Raw genomic sequence first — 16432 nt, forward strand, 5'->3', positions numbered from 1 at the left:
TAAAGTATTTTACGAAGATGAAAATGATGATGAATCGCCTGTTTGGCATGGCTGTGTTGTCCGGTTTAGCCGGGTGTATGGCTTTGCTGCCTTCGGTTGCCGAGGCGAACGGCGGCGGTTATACGCGCGGCTCGGCGTACGGCGATATTCTGCCCTTCGAGATGGAAGAGATCGGACAGGTGGCGATGCTGGAGGAAGACCTGCAAATCGACCTCTGGACGAGCTATGCCGATGTGAAGGTGACGTACAAAATGAAGAATACGCAGAACCGCCCGGTGAAGGTGCGGTTCGGCTTCCCCATCGAATATACGAGGCTTGCGGAAGAGGAAAGCGTTCGGAATTACCGCGTGTCGGCGAGAGGCTCCGAAGTAGCGGCCCGGCGCGTCCGGCAGGATGTAAAGCCCGTGAAGCAGGAGGAACAGCCGTTCAAACCCGTGTCCGTACAGTCGACGTTCGCTCATCCGGATGATGAATTGGAGGGCATTGAATCATGGATGGTTTCCGAGCTGGAATTTGCGCCCGGTGAAGAGCTGGATCTGACGATTTCCTGCCGTGTACCCCATCTTGAGATTCACAATTCCGTTTCGGACAATGTCGATTCATACAAAACGATCGCCTACCGCCTGTCTTCGGCAGCGGTGTGGAACGGGCCCATCCGCAAGGGCAAAATCACGATCATGCCGCGTTCCGTCGAAGCGGACGAGGTATTGGTGAAGGCTCCGGCGAACCGTTTCAAACGCGAAGGCGATGCCTGGGTGTGGTCATTCGAGAATCTGGAGCCGACTCTGGCGGACGATCTTTCGATTGCCGTGGAACCGGATACGCAGGAGCTCGGGTCTACTGTTGTTGAATCGCCGGATTCGCCGCAATATTCGTCTCTGGCAAATCGCGTGCAGAAACGCGGGAGCATCTGGATGCGTGGCTTGCCGGCCGAAGGCATGAAGGTGACGGCTTCTTCCGAACAGCCTGCCTTGCCGCCGTCCGCAGAAGGATTGCCCCGCGAGTTCAAGGCGGCGGGCGTCTTGTGGGACGGCACCGGGGAACGCCGCGTATGGGGTGAAGGAGCAGCTGGAGACGGCACGGGCGAGAGCATCACGTTCACGCTGCCTGCACCGGTGAAGCTGGCGGGCTTCCACCTCGTACCGGGATGCCGCGATCTGGACGACAAACCGGGATTGAAGGAGTACGGCAGCGTGGCGGAAATGGAAGTCATCGTTAATGAGACATGGAAAAAGACCGTCGTTTTCCAGCCCGACAATTTGTCTGGTCGTTGGGTGTCGCTGGTGCAATGCCCGGAGGAAGCGAAGACGGTGCGTATGGTAATTCGAAAAGTGTATCCGGGCACGAAACATGATGTGACCTGCATTTCGGATGTGAGTTTCTACACGCTTCTGAACAAGGAACCGAAGATCGATCCTTGCCGTTGATTCGAGAGATTTCTCATTATACCATTCATCATGAAAACGAAAGTAAGCCATCTATTCGGCATGGCCGTGTTGTCCGGTTTAGCCGGGTGTATGGCCTTGCTGCCCTCGTTGGCCGAGGCGAACGGCGGCGGGTATACGCGCGGCTCGGCGTACGGCGATATTCTTCCGTTCGAGATGGAAGAGATCGGGCAGGTGGCGATGCTGGAGGAAGACCTGCAAATCGACCTCTGGACGAGCTATGCCGATGTGAAGGTGACGTACAAAATGAAGAATACGCAAGACCGCCCCGTGAAGGTGCGGTTCGGTTTCCCTATTGAGGCGGAGATGTTGCCGTACGATAGTTCCAAAGAGAATCACCGGAAAAGCACTGCGCCGCGGCGGTACAGGGTGGAGGCTCGCGGGCAGGAAGTTCCGTTCCGTCAGGTCAGCCAGGCTGTGGCTCCGGATGAGGGCGGCGAGAATGTGATTGCGGCATGGATGGTTTCCGAGCTGGAGTTTGCACCCGGCGAGGAGTTGACTCTTTCCATCGACTGCCGGGTCAATCATCTGGTGCGTGTGTCGTATGTGTCCGATGAATCCGTCGAACGCCGGGAGATGGTGTACCGCCTGTCTTCGGCGGCGGTGTGGAGCGGCCCCATCCGCAAGGGGAAAATCACGGTGAGGCCGCGTTCTGTGGAAGCGGACGAGGTGAGTATGGGCACGCCCGCCAACCGGTTCAAACGCGAGGGCGATACGTGGGTTTGGTCGTTCGAGGATTTGGAGCCGACTCTGGCGGATGATATTCGCATTGCCGTCGAACCTGTCGAGGAGACGTGGCGTTCCGTGGTGACGGATCAGAAAGATTATTTTGAAAGAAATGCGGATTTGAGAAACTTTGTGGTGCATCGCGGCACTGTCTGGATGCGCGGAATGAGCCCCTGTGAGATCGATCTCGAAGCTTCCTCGACGAGCAAGCCGCTGCCTGCCGTGAAGGGTGAAGATGCACCGTGCGGATTCGATGCCGGGAGTCTTCCGGTCGAATCCATGGATTGGGATACCCGCTATACATGGGGTGAAGGCGTGCCGGGGCCGGGGAGCGGCGAGTCTGTGACGGTGACGCTGAAAAAGCCCGAACGGCTGGCCGGTTTCAGGATCGTGCCCGGCTATGTCGATCATTATGGGGTTTGCATGAAGGACAAAATGCCGGCAGACTCATCGGATGCATCCCACGCTTCTTCGGATTTCAACAGCGTGACGGAGATGGAAGTGGTGGTGAACGGCTCGTGGAAGAAGACGGTGGTGTTCGAACCGGGCCTGCAGGAAGACGCATGGGTTTCTCTGGCTTCCTTCAAGGGCAAGGTGAAGACGCTCCAGCTGATTATCCGCAGGATCGAACCGGGTACGAAGCATGATATCACCTGCCTGTCGCGCCTGATGCTGTACAGGCTGCTGGCGAAGGAGCCGAAGATCGACCCCAGCCGCTGAGGCGTGGGTGCGGCCTGTTACTTCTGCCGCACGGCGTAGCGGACGCAGCGGGCGTAGTTGTACACCCGGCGTTCGTCGCCCTGCGGGCCGAGGTATTTCGGATAATCGGCGGCGTTGCCCGTTTTTGGATCGCTGCGCTGGCAGCCTGCGCCGTGTACGTCCTGCACGGTATCCTGTATTTTTCCGGTTGCTTCGCCGAAGGCGATGTACACGCCCGCATTGCCCTTCGGTCCGTCGAGATGCGTGGTCGAGGTCCAGAAGTACGGGTAGTCCGGCGTGCCGTGCGGGCGGATGACCGTCGTTTTGAAGAGGGGGGAGATGGCGGCGGATTGCGTCGTTTGCGGAGCGCGCGAGTAGTCCGCGATGCTTTGGAGTTCCTTGGCGGTGGGGAGCCGCCAGTCGGCATGCCCGGCCAGCTTCAGGTTGAGGGCGTAGTTCATGGCGTCTTTCCAGTCCAGAGCCTTGCCGGAGTCGGCCTGTTGCCACATGAGCCCGGTGGCGTGGTCGGTGATGGTGCCGTCTCCGTTGTCCGTAAACTTGTTTTTGCCGTATGCGGTGTTGCCGCGCACGAAGCGGAAGTGCCACGGTTTTTCGGAGCGCATGCCCTCCGGCCTTTCCGGTCGCATGCCGGGGCGCTGGGGGCGCATGCCTCTGTCCGGGCCGGGACGGCCGGAACCGCGCGGTTTGACTCCGTAGCCCTTGATGCGGCCGTCGATGAAGTTGACTCCGAAGATGCTTTCGGATCCCGCTTTGGTCTTGCCGAGGCAGGGGGTGGCGGAGAGCGTTTGCGCGTCGATGATGCGCTCTCCCCTGGAGGAATCGCCGAAGGGTTGCTTGAAGTACCGGGTGTCGATGTAGATGGTGGAGGGGTCCGGGTTGGCGGTGTTCATGTGCGGGGTGGTGCCGGAGAAGAGGATCAGGGAATACAGTTCCTTGATGGTGGGCACGCGCCAGTCGTCGTAGCCCCCGAGGCGGCAGGTTTTGGCGGCTGCGGCTGCGTCGCCGGGTTTCATCTTGGCTCCCATGTCCTGTTGCCACATGAGGCCCGTGATGTTGTCGGTGACGGTGCCGTCTCCGTTGTCCGTGTAGGACGGTTTGTTGTACGGGAGGGCGGCGTCCTGCCGGTAGCAGGCGGAGGTTTTGGCCGGTTGCGGGATGGGCCCCTGCTCATCGTAGAAGGTGGAGACTCCGGTATGGACGATGGGGTAGGAGAGGGCGGGCCGCTGTGCCGCTGCGGGTTTGGCGGCGGCGGGAACCGGGGAGGGTTCGGCGGCGGCAAGCGGCAGGGCGAAGAGGATGGCGGGGATGGCTGCGGTGATGGCGGTCATGGGAGTGGCTTGTGAGGTGGGTTATTCGCCGTCATGGGCGGAAGAGGTTTCGCGGGCGGCACGTTGCTTCCAGGCATCCCGGGGTGAGGCAGGATCATACTGTCTGACTCCGGGCTGGCTGGTGGGCGCCCATGCGGTTTTTTTGTTGAGGCGGTTCCAGCGGGTGAAGTCGGCGGCGAGGGAGGCGGCCAGCTCCTTGTGCCGGGGAAGGAGATCGGTTGTTTCGTTCGGATCGGTTTTGAGGTCGAAGAGCAGCGCGGGTTGTTCGTCGATGAGGAGGAGTTTTGCATCTCCCCGGCGGATGGCTCCGATGCGGCCTTGCCGCCAGTAGAGTGTGCGCGGTTGTGGGGCGGCTGCCTCGCCGCGCCAATGGGGCAGCAGGCTGATGCCGTCCTGTGCGCCGTGGAGGGATGAGGGCGGTACCCCGGCTGCTGCGAGGACGGTGGCGGCTATGTCCAGCGAGGAAACGGGCGATTGCTGAATGCCGGGTTGGCGGATGCCCTGCGGCCAGCGGACGAATGAAGCGACTTTGATGCCTCCGTCGAACAGCGAGCCTTTGCGGTTGCGCAGGCCGCCGTTGTCGAAATTCCAGTAGGTTCCCGCTCCGTTGTCGTTGATGAACCACAGAATGGTATTGTCGAGCTTGCCGCGCTGTTGCAGGGCTGTGGCGATGCGGGCGACTCCTTCGTCGAGGCTGGCCTGCATGGCGGCGAGGGTGCGCCGCTGGCCGTCCTCAATGGAGGAGAATCGGCTTTCCGTACCCGGCTTGGCCTGCATGGGGGAATGGGGGCAGTTGAAGGCGACGTAGAGGAAGAGAGGCTTGTTTTTCGGCTGGTTGCCGATGTAGTCGGCGGCGCGGGTGGAGATGGCATCCGTGATATATTCGCCGAGGGGTTCTTCCACGCCGTTCAGGGTCATGGCTTGTTGCTTCGGCCTGCGTCCGGCAGCCGGAAGATAGTCGTGGGAGCCGCCGAGGAAGCCGTAGAAGTGGCCGAACCCCCGTTCGTTCGGGGTCATGCCTTGTGCGGTGCCGAGGTGCCATTTGCCGAAGGCGGCGGTCGTGTATCCGGCTTGTTGCAGGTAATCCGCCAGCGTTTTTTCCGGCAGGGGAAGCCCTCCGGTGTCGCCGCGCCCCTGTGGCGGGTTGAATTCGTGGCCGATGCGGGCCGGATGGCGGCCTGTGAGAAGCCCGGCGCGGGACGGGCTGCATACCGAGGCGCAGACGTAGGCATTCCGGAAGACGATGCCCTGCGAGGCAAGCTTGTCGAGCGCGGGCGTTCGGAAATCCTTGCAGCCGTTGAACCCGAAATCGGAGTAGCCGCCGTCATCCGAGACGATCAGCACGACATCGGGCCGTTTGTCCGGCTGCTCCGTGGCGGCCGATACGGTTCCCGAAGCGAACCATGCAAGAGCGAGGAGAAGGCGCATATATCCATGTTGACCCCGCTTGTGCATGATAGTTGCAAAAAAATACAATGAAATGACATGCCATGAATGGAGCGTGTCTGTTTTTATGCGGCCAGAATGCCGGAGACGAGTGGAATCCTACCCGTCGCGGTCGGAGCAGGGCATGAGGAGAACGTCAGTCCTGTTTGCCCTTTTCGCCTGATGAATGTTTGGACTCGGATCGTTTGAGCCCGCCTTGCAGTTGTTCGTCGAGCATGCGGGCGAGGGGGCGGACGTCGTAGGACGGGTTGTCCGCAATGAAGTAGGCTGCCGTGTTGCCCCGCATGAAGTAGACGGCTGATTTCTCGCTGCCTTCCACGAGGGCTCCTTCCCAGTTGAAACGGGGTTTGGTGCAGATGTCGAAGTCTCCGACCCATCCGGGCCGGACGTTTATGTTGTCGATGGCTGCCCGCATGGTGAAGTCGCCGGGTTTCTCGACGATGCGGGGCGTTCCTCGCTCGTCGGCGTACATGTTCCAGGCGAAGAGGGTTTGCCGTGCATCGACGGGGTTGAAAGCGTGGTAGATGCAGTAGCGGATGGATGTTTTCTTGTCCTTGAGTGTGGCGGTCATCAGGTAGTTGCCGCCTTTGCGTGCGGTGAGTTGGAAGCCTTTTTGGATGAGTTCGGCAAGGAAGGGTTCGCAGCCGACGCCCGTGTTGATGTTGGGGATGGTGTTGCGTTCGGGGAGGGGTTCGAGCTTGAGGAGTTCTTCGATTCCTTTGCCGTAGTTGGCATTATCCCAGAAGACGTGGGCGAACTGTCGCGGTTCCTGCTCCTGCCGTTTGTTCCATTCCTGCGTGGCGCGCATGGGCAGGTGTTGTTCCCATGCTTCCCGGCATTCCTTTGCCCGTTTGTTGTGGAGCGCTTCGCGGCGGGTGAGTTCTTCGAGGTCGCGTTTGGGTTCGACCTTGCCGCTGGCGATGTCGAGGATAGTAGCACAGAATTTTTCCATTTCCTCGTTGGAGGGGTGCGGTATGGGTGTCGGCCAGACGGGGTCAATATCAAGAAGAGGTCTGCCGAAACCACCAAACCCACCTAAATATTGTTCGCCGTAAGATTTTATTATTAAACCATCATTACCACGAAAATATTCGCCAAGGTAAAATCTTGTGGGTTTCGGTTGTTCTTGTTGATCGCATGGATCCAAAACTATAATGGCATTTCCTTTACGCATGACGATTGCCAATTTTTGCCGTTTATGTTCAATAAACTCGACGATGCGCTCATCCATTCGTGTGGCAAATAAGAGTTCAGGAGACGTATTACTCATTAATGAGAATCTGAAAACGCTATTACCATTGATATCATAGATTTCTCCGAAATTGCCTACAATCCAGTTGCCAACAATACATCCATGCAACCGTTTATAATAATCGCGAGAAGGCCGCAAATCACCACGTTCACGCTTATTGTTGGGCCAAGGAATATCTTTCAGTTCTTTAATGGAGATGATTTCATCTGCACGTGTAAAAAACGTTAAAAAAATGGTTAATAGAAATATGGTTTTCATGTGTTGAAGGTATAGATAATAATCTCCTGTATACATGGAGACCCCGGCAGTCTGTTACTATTACCGTTTGTCCGTGGGTGGTTTCGTGTGGTCGGCGGGTGTTTTGGCCGCTTGCTCCACTCCCTTCTTCAACTGCTCGTCAAGCATGCGGGCGAGGGGACGGACGTCGTAGGACGGGTTGTCTGCGATGAAGTAGGCTGCCGTGTTGCCCCTCATGAAATAGACGGCCGATTTCTCGCTGCCTTCCACGAGGCTGCCTTCCCAGTTGAAGCGCGGTTTGGTGCAGAGGTCGAAGTCTCCGACCCATCCGGGCCGGACGTTCATGTTGTCGATGGCCGCCTGCATGGTGAAGTCGCCGGGTTTCTCGACGATGCGGGGTGTGCCTCGTTCATCCGCATACATGTTCCAGGCGAAGAGTGTTTGCCGTGCTTCAGTGGGGTTGAAGGCGTGGTAGATGCAGTAGCGGATGGATGTTTTCTTGTCTTTGAGTGTAGCGGTCATCAGGTAGTTGCCGCCTTTGCGAGCGGTGAGCTGGAAGCCTTTTTGGATGAGTTCGGCAAGGAAGGGTTCGCAGCCGACGCCCGTGTTGATGTTGGGGATGGTGTTGCGTTCGGGGAGCGGTTCGAGCTTGAGGAGCTGTTCGATTCCTTTGCCGTAGTTGGCGTTGTCCCAGAAGATGGGGGCAAATTGTCGCGGTTCCTGTTCCTGCCGTTTGTTCCATTCCTGCGTGGCGCGCATGGGCAGGTGTTGTTCTTTCTCTTCCCGGTATTCCTTCGCTCGTTTGTTGTAAAGGGCTTCACGGCGGGCGAGTTCTTCGAGGTCGCGTTTGGGTTCGACCTTGCCGCTGGCGATGTCGAGGATGGCGGCGCAGATTTTTTCCATTTCCTCGTTGGAGGGGCGTGGGATGGGTGTCGGCCAGTAGGGGTCGAGATCGAGGAGCGGGCGGCCTCCACTCCCGAATGGACCTAGAGGCTGCTGTCCATACGCTTTGATCTGGACACCGTAATTCCCGCGATAATATTCTGAAAGATAGAATTTGGTGGGCTTTGGTTGCTCTTGTTTGTCCGTAGGATCAAGAACGACGATAACATCACCTTTTCGGATGACTTGCGCCAAATCCTGTCGAGTGCACCCCAAGGAATGGGTAATACGCTGATACATTCTTGTCGCAAACAAGATTTCAGGAGATGGATTTTTCATCAACGACCATTTAAAAATACAGTTGCCTTCTACATCGTATGCGGCATCTCGAGCATTGATAATCAATGCTCCAATCTTAGCGCCATGAAGCCTTTTTTGGCATTGAGGATCAGCTCTTAAATCGCCGGGTTCCGATTTATCATTCGGCCAAGGAATATCTTTCAGTTCTTTAATGGAGATGATTTCATCTGCATGCGTAAAAAACGTTAAAAAAATGGTTAATAGAAATATGGTTTTCATATGATTGATATATAGTGAAATTGCTTATTGGTTTAAGGGAGCAATAGGTTCCAACCTGACCTTGGTACACACCTTTCTCAAAAGGTTATTATTGAATCCTTTTCGCTGCATATAGACACGGATGTCCGTATCAAGATATGGAGCCTGATATTGATCATTATTAAACCGCATTTGGTCTTCTTTTATATTATTGGCAGGATTACGTTCATCTATAAAATATGGCGTAACATCATACACTCTGTTATTCAGAACGTTAAAGTAATGTCCCTCAATGGTGCTTGGCATGCCGTTTACTTCATCAATCCTTTTTGCAGCCCAATAAATCTCCACACACTCGCGGAAACCGCAAATACGGGGCAGCACCGCCGTCATACTGGCCGCCTCCAGACACATCGCCTTCGGATCATCGGCTCCGTGCTTGGACAACACATCCCCGACCAGCCTCACCACATCGAACACGATCAGCACCTCTCCCCCGGACGGCTGCCACTGGTTGTTCTCTTTTGTATACGGAACCGCCTGTCCACTGTAATTCGAGCGATATACCCTTCTGCTCTGATACGTCCAGTCCCGGGACGGGTACCCCGGCCCCACCGGATACGTCGCCAAATGGAAAAACGCATTGGCGGGCGGCTTCAGCGTCGCCTCGTTCCTGTACGTATTGCGGTCCGCCATATAGGCGCGGCACATCACCTTCAGCGCATCTTCCCACACCAGCACGGCATTGCCGTAGGGAGTCGCCATGTCCGCGATGGCTCCGCTCTTCGGCCAGGTGGAATCCCCGTAAATGGTATAGACTTCCGTCATCTCCGTACGATCCGTATATCGGCGGTGTTCTCCTCGGCGCAAGACCCACACATGCTTCATGTTCCCGTAGCGGATGCTTGGTGTCAAGGCGTAATCCTGCACCACGTCCACTTCATAGAGGAAGTAGCGCCCCGGCTTTTCCGGAGAGGAAAAGGTAATCGACCTCCCCAGGGAACGCCGGCCGACCTGTCTCACTGTCCTCGCCAGATTCTCCTTCGTATAGGCATAGTACGTTCCTTCGTCAAGCAGCTCACCTTTCATCGGCTCCGGCTCCGCCATCAGCGACCATTCCCCATCGACATCCTCCCTCACGGCGACGAGGAGGCGGTACTTGAGGCCGGAGGCTCCCGCGCGGAAGGCGGCGGGGGATTGCAGGGCGTTTTCTTCCAGCCGCACACCGGAGTCGGCCCCCTGCCATGCGTAGGAGGCTTCCTGCGTTTGTGCGTCGGTGCGGAAGGTGTAGTAACTGCGGGCGATGCGGCTGTATTCCGCACGATCGACGCGCTGCTGGAGATCCTGCTCCAGAGTGGCGTTGGACTGGTATGTCTTCGTCACGGTAATCCCATCGTCGGCAGACGACCGGTCCTTCCAGTCGCAGGCGATGGCAAGAACGACAAAATCCCCATCTCGTCGCGTCGCCCGCCCGTCTGACAAAATCACGGCCTTGGCAAGTGCGGCGGTGTTGCCGTCCTCAGGCGTATTTTTCTGATGCACCTTGGCGGCAAAGGGGACGAGATGGACGAAAGGGGGCGTCCCGGCATCCTTGTTCGGATCGACCTTCGCTTCCTTCAAGGCTCCGGCGTACACGGCGGTTTGGGAAAACGGCACGGCATTCGTCCGGGGCGGACTGGCAAACTTGCCGGGAACCGGGTGATCCTGCACGGACTTCGGCAGCAACATCTTCTTGATGAAATCCTTCTTCATTCTCTCCGCATCCTTCAGGCACAACAAGCCGTCGTATGCACCTGCCGTCTCGTTGAGCGTTTTCACGAACTCTTCCTCCCAGACGACGGCTCCGGCATCCCCCGGCGTCGCACCCTCCGAGAACGCCAGCCAATCCGACATCCACCAGTGGACGAACGGCGACCTGCTGCCGGCATTTGCCCGTTGCAGCCATTGGCTTGCCACCCACTCGGAACGCACTGTTCCGCCCGGCACCCTGCGATTCAGCATCTGCTCCCACAGCTCAAGCTTCCGCTTGCCATTCGATGCGGGAATCGTCAAATCCCGGAAATCGTGAACAGCCGTATTGCGCTGCAGAGCATCCACCAAAGGGTAATAGGCCCTGCTTCTGCGCGGATACTTCTCCCCCTTGAACTGAAACCGGGCAAGAAGCGCATTGCTCACATCGGCCTTGGAGAGGCCGGAAGAGCCGTTCAACACATCCATCAACTTGTCTTCGGGATAATTCCCATTCGTAAACAGGCCGAGGGCGGACAAAGGCTTGTCCGCAAGACCCGCATAATACCGGGAAAGCACCTGCTGCCATGGCCGCATACCCCGGGTCCAGTCGACGAAATCGACCTGCACCTTCCAGTCCGGAGTGCCGTCCGGCTTCTTGATGGACCGGGTGGGGTGGGTGCAGGAGTAGAAGGCCGTAGAGGGCCGTTTCCAGAAGAGGGGAACGTCCTGATGGTACAGGTGGTCGAGGGTTCCCCAGACGCATTCCCACTCTCGCAAAGGCTCCTCCTGCCGCTCCACCGTATTGTAGGGCCGGACGAGGAGAACGGCCGCGCCCTGCAGCGACGCCACGGGATCGTCTCCCTGCACGGGGGCGTAGAAGAGCTGGGCTCCGTCCAGCGTGGCGGGATCGGCGATGTAGTCGGAGGGTTCGACTTCATAGAGGAGGTCGGGGGTGAGGGAGACGAAGTGCGGCGGCCATGTTTCGGGGCGCTCGGGCGGAGGGCTTTGCGCCTGCAGCGGAAGGACTGCTGCGAGAGCGAGGAGGAAGAGGAGTTGTCTAACGAAGGAATACATTTACCATACGATTACATGCTAACATGAATCATGTAAAGTGCATTCTTTGTAACAGAAGTGTAACAGGAAATATAACTATATAAAAGCCAACAGATAAAACGATGTAAAATAATTGTTCGTGCCCTTTGCGCCCGGGAAGGCATGCTGCGCTGCCCGGTGGCGGCGCTTTGAAGGAAGTGTGCCGGCTGCCGGACGTGCCGACAGTATTTGCCTTGACAAGGCATAGCCGCCGGGCGTTAATTCCATCCATGCCTTTCGTGGCCCCTTTCTTCCTGAAATATGCCGTTTGGCGTCTCCGGTGCGTGGCGTTCGTTGTGTGTGCGGCGGTGCCGGTGTGCATGGCGCAGCCGGTGCGTATTCATGTGGAGGATAATCATGCGGGGAGTTTCGCCTTTTTCGCCGAGAATGCGGATTTGGAGTCGCCGCACCGCCTGCTGCTGATTGATGCGCACTGCGATGCGAACGGGGTGAAGTATTCGGATGATTTGCGCGAAGGCGTGCGCCGCGTCGCCAATCTGGCGCAGCGGCATGAACGGCTGGCCGGTTGGCGGCGGGAGGGGCGGATTCAGGCCTATAACTGGATCGAGCCGCTGATGCCCGCCCCCGTGGCGGAGGTGTACTGGATGCCTCCCCCGGCTCTCGTGGCGGCGGCGGGAGCGGAGTCTTTGCAGAAGGATGCCGCCGATTATCTGGATGGGCGTGCGGAGCTGGACGAGCGGCGCGGCCCGGAGCTGGGCGGCCGTTTCCGGGTGGTTCGGTCGTGGGAGGAGCTGCCCGCTGCGGGCGATATGCCGTGGCTGGCGACGATCGATCTGGATTCGTTCGCTTCGTCCGCCGATCCTGTGGCGGAGCTGCGGGCGGCGTGGTCGCGCGTGCTGGCGCTGCACGATTTGCGGGCGGTGAGCATTTGCGTGTCGCGCCCCTGGCAGCCGGATGATGCGAGGGCGTTCGCGCTGCTGGAGGAGGCGTTGCGGCTGGCTCTGGCGACACATCCGGCGCATGTTTCCTTCGAGCCGTTGATGCCGGAGGGGCCGGATGCTTCCCTGCAGGCAGAGAGTTTTGCCAAGCTGGGGAAGCCCGTGCCCCGGCTGGAGATGAAGAAGGCCCCGGCTTCCCTGCTGGCTTTGCTCCGGGCGGAGAGGGCTCAGTACGATGTGGCGGAGCGGAGGGAGGAATGGGATGCCCTGCTGGACGAGCAGGCGGATGCTCCGCTTGAGCTGGGCGTGCAGGGGCGGCTGAGGTCGCCCGATGGGGTGTGGAGGCTGGACCGGGGAGCGGAGGCGGCTTTGCAGGTGGAGGGGGCGTTCGGTGCGGATGCACGGGTGACGTGGTTCCGGCTGGAGCCGGAGAGGGAGGTGGCGAATCTGGTGCCTTCGATGGCTTCCGGCAGGTATTTTTCCGGGGGGACGTTCCGGGCGGCGGTATGGCATGCACGGCAGGTGGCGCAGACGGATGATCCGCTGCTGGCTTCCGCCGTATGGCGGCAGGGGGCGGGCGCCGGGCGTTCGTGGTGGAAGGTGCGTGCGGAGCAGGATGGGCGTGTGTGGGAAAGTCCGGTTGTCTGCGTGGCCGTGACGGAGGGGGAAGGTTTTCATGCGGGGCTGGCGGAGCAGCTCGGTACGCCGTACATGTTCGGCGCGGGGATGGAGCGTGAGCGGGGGCTGGCCGTGGCGGAGAGCGGCTACGGGAACGATTGCGCGAATTATATGGCTTATGCCTGGCGGCGTGCGGGGAAGGCGGTGCCGTGGTCGAATCCCGAGCAGCTCAAGGCGTGCATGGAGCCGCTGGGCCTGCAGCTGGAGCCCGGCAGCCGCGTGGCCGTTTCGGCTGAGGATGTGCGGCGCGGGGTCGTGTACCATGCGGGCAATCATGTGTCCGCGCTGTGGGAGGACAGGCCGCCGCTCGGCAGCTTCGGCGCGGAAGATGTGCTGGTGCATCATTTGTCCGGATTCCCGGAGTTGCTGACGCGGGCCGAGTTCGAGCGCAAGTATCCGAGGGCGGGTTACGGTCTGTGGACGCTGAAGCGGGAAGGCCGCTCCGTGCGGGTGGCGGCTTTCGGGGATATTTCGCCTGCGGGGGATGATGCCCGGTGGGCGGAGCTGGCGACTGCGGCAGGCCGGGGAGATCTTGTCGTCGGGAATTTGGAGGGGAGCGTGGAGGAAGCGGCGGGCGAGGTTCCGCCGAAGCGTTCGTTCTCCTTCCGGGCGAAACCGGGTGCGCTTGCGCCCCTGCTGCGGCAGGCGGGGCTGCATGTGGTTTCGCTGGCGAACAATCATGCGGAAGACGGAGGCGCGAGCGGAGCCCTGCGGGCGAAGGAGGAGCTGGAGCGTGCCGGAATCGGCTGCGTGGGTATCGGGAGGAGCAGGGAGGAGGCCGTGCAGCCGTGGATCGGCGTGCGGCGCGGGAAGTCGTTTGCCGTTTGGGGAGTCGCCCACGACGAGGCGATGAATGCACCCCTGCCGGGCGTGCATGCGGCCCGCCTGCCGCAGGATGCCGGGCTGTTGCTGGGCAGTATGCGGACGTGGCGGCGGCATGTGGATTATTGCATGGTGCTGGTTCATTGGGGCCGGGAGAATACGGAGAAGCTCAGCGAGGCGCAGCATGTGTGGTCGCGCTGGCTGGCAGCGGCGGGGGCGGATGTGGTTTTCGGCTCGCATCCGCATGTTCTTCAGGCACCGGATACGGTGGGGGGCTGTATTGTCTTTCCTTCTCTGGGCAATGCCCGCTTTGAGGCTCGAGGCCCGGTGCCGGGGTTTTCGGCTCGCGGGTATGGGGAGGTGGAGCTGCGCGGGCGTGGCGACCGCACCTGGCGTTTCGTGCCTTTGCCTGCCGGAGGGAAGGCGCGGCCTGCCGCCGGGAACGGGGCTTCGGATAAATCTGCATCCGGGTAGCCGAAAAGGGGAAAACTCTCTTGATTTTGAAGGGCAACTGCCGTATGATTTCCCGGTCCGGGCGGGAGTGTGAAGCCCGGCATGCGCCAATAATCAAGGGAATCTTTTTATATGCAACATTTTCATTTTCTCGGAATCTGCGGTACGGCGATGGGCGCCGTGGCGGCAGCCATGGCCCGCAAGGGCTACACCGTGACCGGATCGGATGCGAAGATCTATCCTCCGATGTCCGACTTCCTCGCTGCCGAAAACATTCGCATGTTCGACGGCTACGCCGCTTCCAACATTCCGGCGGAGGCCGATGTGATCGTCGTGGGCAATGCGATGAGCCGGGGCAATCTCGAGGTGGAGGCCGTGCTGGAGCGGAAGCTTTACTATGTGTCGCTGCCGGAGGTGATGAAGGAGCATTTCCTGCGCGGCAAGAAAAACTATGTGGTGACCGGCACCCATGGCAAGACGACGACGACTTCCATGCTCGCATGGATCATGGAGTACACCGGGAAGGATCCCAGCTTCATGATCGGCGGCATCGCCAATAATCTGAAGCGCGGCGGGAGGTTCACGGATTCCGAGTTCTGCGTGCTGGAGGGCGATGAGTACGATACCGCCTTTTTCGACAAGCGTTCCAAGTTCCTGCATTATCTGCCGGAGGTCGTGATCGTTAACAATATCGAGTTCGACCACGCGGATATTTACAACAACGTCGAGGAAATCAAGAGGAGTTTCCGCCACCTGCTGCGAGTCGTCCCCCGCAATGGCCTTGCCCTCGTGAATGCGGACGATCCGAATTGCCTCGACCTGACCCGCCCCGGCGAGGACGGCAAGCCCGTACCCTGCCCGGTTCAGACGCTCGGTTTCTCGAAGGATGCCGACATCCGAATTTCCGATGTGGAATACAAGCCCGAAGGCTGTACGTGGAAGCTGGAAGGCTATCTCTATGAACTGCCGATGATCGGCGAGTTCAACGTGCGCAATGCTTCGATGGCCATTACGGCGGCGCGGTTTGCAGGCATTCCCCAGGAGGTCGTCGCCGAGAGCCTTCGCAGGTTCGAAGGCGTAGCCCGCCGCCAGCAGGTGCGCGGCGAGGAGGACGGTATCACCGTGGTGGACGATTTCGCGCACCATCCCACCGCCATCAAGCACGCGGTGACGGGGTTGCGGCAGCGCTATCCCGGAGCGCGCATCTGGGGCGTGTTCGAGCCCCGTTCCAATACGACGATGCGGAAGATTTTCCAGAATGAGCTGGCTCTTGCGCTGGCCACGGCGGACAGGCCCGTCGTCTCCGCTCTGGAGAACAAGGAGAAGATCAGCAAGGAAGACCAGCTGGATATCGACAAGCTCGGCAAGGATCTGGAAGCTCTCGGCCGCCAGGTTTTCATCGGGCAGGATGTGCCCGCCATCGTGAAGCATATTCAGGCCGAGGCCCAGCCGGGCGATGTGGTGCTTGTGATGAGCAACGGCGGTTTCGACGGTATTCACGGCAAGCTGCTCGAGGCGTTCAAGAACAGGAAGAAAGACTAGAAGGGAAAGGAAGGCCGCCATGATGACCGAGCGTGAAAAGATGCTGGCCGGCGAGCTGTACGATTGCGGCGATGCCGAGCTGATGCGCCGGTGGCATGAAGCGAAGGATCTGGCCCGCGAGTACAACAATCTCGCCTCTGCCGATTTGGAAGGCCGGGAACGCGTGCTTGCGCGGCTTCTGGGCAGCCGGGGTGCGCATAGCTGGATCACGGCGCCCTTTTATGTGGACTACGGGGAGAATATCCACCTCGGCGATCACTGCGAGATCAATATGAACTGTACCTTTCTCGATTGCAACCGCATCGAGATCGGCGACCATGCGTTGATTGCGCCGAACGTGCAGATTTACACCGCCTTCCATCCGACGAATGCGGCGGACAGGTTCGGTGAATCCTCCGGCGAAGGGTTCGCCTTTTGCAAGACGCTTACGGCGCCGGTCGTGATCGGCAAGAATGTGTGGATCGGGGGCGGTGCGATGATACTGCCCGGCGTGACGATCGGGGACAATGTCGTGATCGGCGCGGGGAGCGTGGTCACGCATTCCATCCCGTCGAACACGGTGGCGTTCGGCAACCCCTGCTGCGTTGTCCGTGCGAATCGTTGAACGGGAATGCAAATTCC

At 59.4% G+C, this 16432-nt stretch carries 10 protein-coding genes; 5 read left to right on the forward strand and 5 right to left on the reverse strand.

Annotation, left to right across the window (positions count from 1 at the left end; all coding sequences use genetic code 11):
- Positions 1-17 precede the first annotated feature (17 nt).
- Positions 18-1427 carry an NADase-type glycan-binding domain-containing protein gene (locus PYTT_RS06085; RefSeq protein WP_067777541.1) on the forward strand — a complete coding sequence of 470 codons (1410 nt, stop codon included), beginning with the start codon at positions 18-20 and terminating at the stop codon, positions 1425-1427.
- Between the two features lie 30 nt (positions 1428-1457).
- A complete protein-coding gene (locus PYTT_RS06090; protein WP_141675888.1) occupies positions 1458-2891 on the forward strand; it encodes a DUF4424 family protein in 1434 nt (477 codons plus the stop codon).
- Positions 2892-2908: 17 nt separating this feature from the next.
- Here the strand turns inward: PYTT_RS06090 and PYTT_RS06095 are convergent, their stop codons facing one another.
- From PYTT_RS06095 to PYTT_RS06115, 5 genes are all read right to left on the reverse strand, one after another.
- Positions 2909-4219: an Lcl C-terminal domain-containing protein gene (locus tag PYTT_RS06095; RefSeq protein ID WP_083076978.1), complete on the reverse strand. Its 1311-nt coding sequence runs from the start codon at positions 4217-4219 to the stop codon at positions 2909-2911.
- 21 nt (positions 4220-4240) lie between these two features.
- The gene (locus PYTT_RS06100; protein ID WP_067777543.1) at positions 4241-5647 is read right to left on the reverse strand and encodes a sulfatase-like hydrolase/transferase; all 1407 of its coding nucleotides are present in this window, start codon (positions 5645-5647) and stop codon (positions 4241-4243) included.
- A 154-nt stretch (positions 5648-5801) separates the two neighbouring features.
- Entirely contained in the window at positions 5802-6617 is an 816-nt protein-coding gene (locus PYTT_RS06105) for a hypothetical protein (RefSeq protein WP_067777544.1), read from the reverse strand.
- Between the two features lie 618 nt (positions 6618-7235).
- Entirely contained in the window at positions 7236-8312 is a 1077-nt protein-coding gene (locus PYTT_RS06110) for a hypothetical protein (RefSeq protein WP_156850333.1), read from the reverse strand.
- Between the two features lie 327 nt (positions 8313-8639).
- Entirely contained in the window at positions 8640-11399 is a 2760-nt protein-coding gene (locus tag PYTT_RS06115) for a hypothetical protein (RefSeq protein WP_067777546.1), read from the reverse strand.
- A 248-nt stretch (positions 11400-11647) separates the two neighbouring features.
- Between PYTT_RS06115 and PYTT_RS13320 the strand changes: the two genes are divergently transcribed.
- From PYTT_RS13320 to PYTT_RS13835, 3 genes are all read left to right on the forward strand, one after another.
- Positions 11648-14290 carry a CapA family protein gene (locus PYTT_RS13320; protein WP_067777547.1) on the forward strand — a complete coding sequence of 881 codons (2643 nt, stop codon included), beginning with the start codon at positions 11648-11650 and terminating at the stop codon, positions 14288-14290.
- Between the two features lie 111 nt (positions 14291-14401).
- Positions 14402-15811 carry a UDP-N-acetylmuramate:L-alanyl-gamma-D-glutamyl-meso-diaminopimelate ligase gene (gene mpl / locus PYTT_RS06125; protein WP_067777548.1) on the forward strand — a complete coding sequence of 470 codons (1410 nt, stop codon included), beginning with the start codon at positions 14402-14404 and terminating at the stop codon, positions 15809-15811.
- Positions 15812-15833: 22 nt separating this feature from the next.
- Entirely contained in the window at positions 15834-16415 is a 582-nt protein-coding gene (locus PYTT_RS13835; protein ID WP_067777560.1) for a sugar O-acetyltransferase, read from the forward strand.
- Positions 16416-16432 lie beyond the last annotated feature (17 nt).

Origin of the sequence: Neoakkermansia glycaniphila, assembly GCF_900097105.1 — a bacterium.
In the GTDB taxonomy this organism is placed as follows: Bacteria; Verrucomicrobiota; Verrucomicrobiia; order Verrucomicrobiales; family Akkermansiaceae; genus Akkermansia; species Akkermansia glycaniphila.

Bases quoted from the DNA above. Each gene is read 5' to 3' on its own strand.
- PYTT_RS13320 (WP_067777547.1), top strand. From the start codon at position 11,648: ATGCCTTTCGTGGCCCCTTTCTTCCTGAAATATGCCGTTTGGCGTCTC.
- PYTT_RS06115 (WP_067777546.1), bottom strand. From the start codon at position 11,399: ATGTATTCCTTCGTTAGACAACTCCTCTTCCTCCTCGCTCTCGCAGCA.
- mpl (WP_067777548.1), top strand. From the start codon at position 14,402: ATGCAACATTTTCATTTTCTCGGAATCTGCGGTACGGCGATGGGCGCC.
- PYTT_RS06105 (WP_067777544.1), bottom strand. From the start codon at position 6,617: ATGGAAAAATTCTGTGCTACTATCCTCGACATCGCCAGCGGCAAGGTC.
- PYTT_RS13835 (WP_067777560.1), top strand. From the start codon at position 15,834: ATGACCGAGCGTGAAAAGATGCTGGCCGGCGAGCTGTACGATTGCGGC.
- PYTT_RS06090 (WP_141675888.1), top strand. From the start codon at position 1,458: ATGAAAACGAAAGTAAGCCATCTATTCGGCATGGCCGTGTTGTCCGGT.
- PYTT_RS06100 (WP_067777543.1), bottom strand. From the start codon at position 5,647: ATGCGCCTTCTCCTCGCTCTTGCATGGTTCGCTTCGGGAACCGTATCG.
- PYTT_RS06095 (WP_083076978.1), bottom strand. From the start codon at position 4,219: ATGACCGCCATCACCGCAGCCATCCCCGCCATCCTCTTCGCCCTGCCG.
- PYTT_RS06085 (WP_067777541.1), top strand. From the start codon at position 18: ATGAAAATGATGATGAATCGCCTGTTTGGCATGGCTGTGTTGTCCGGT.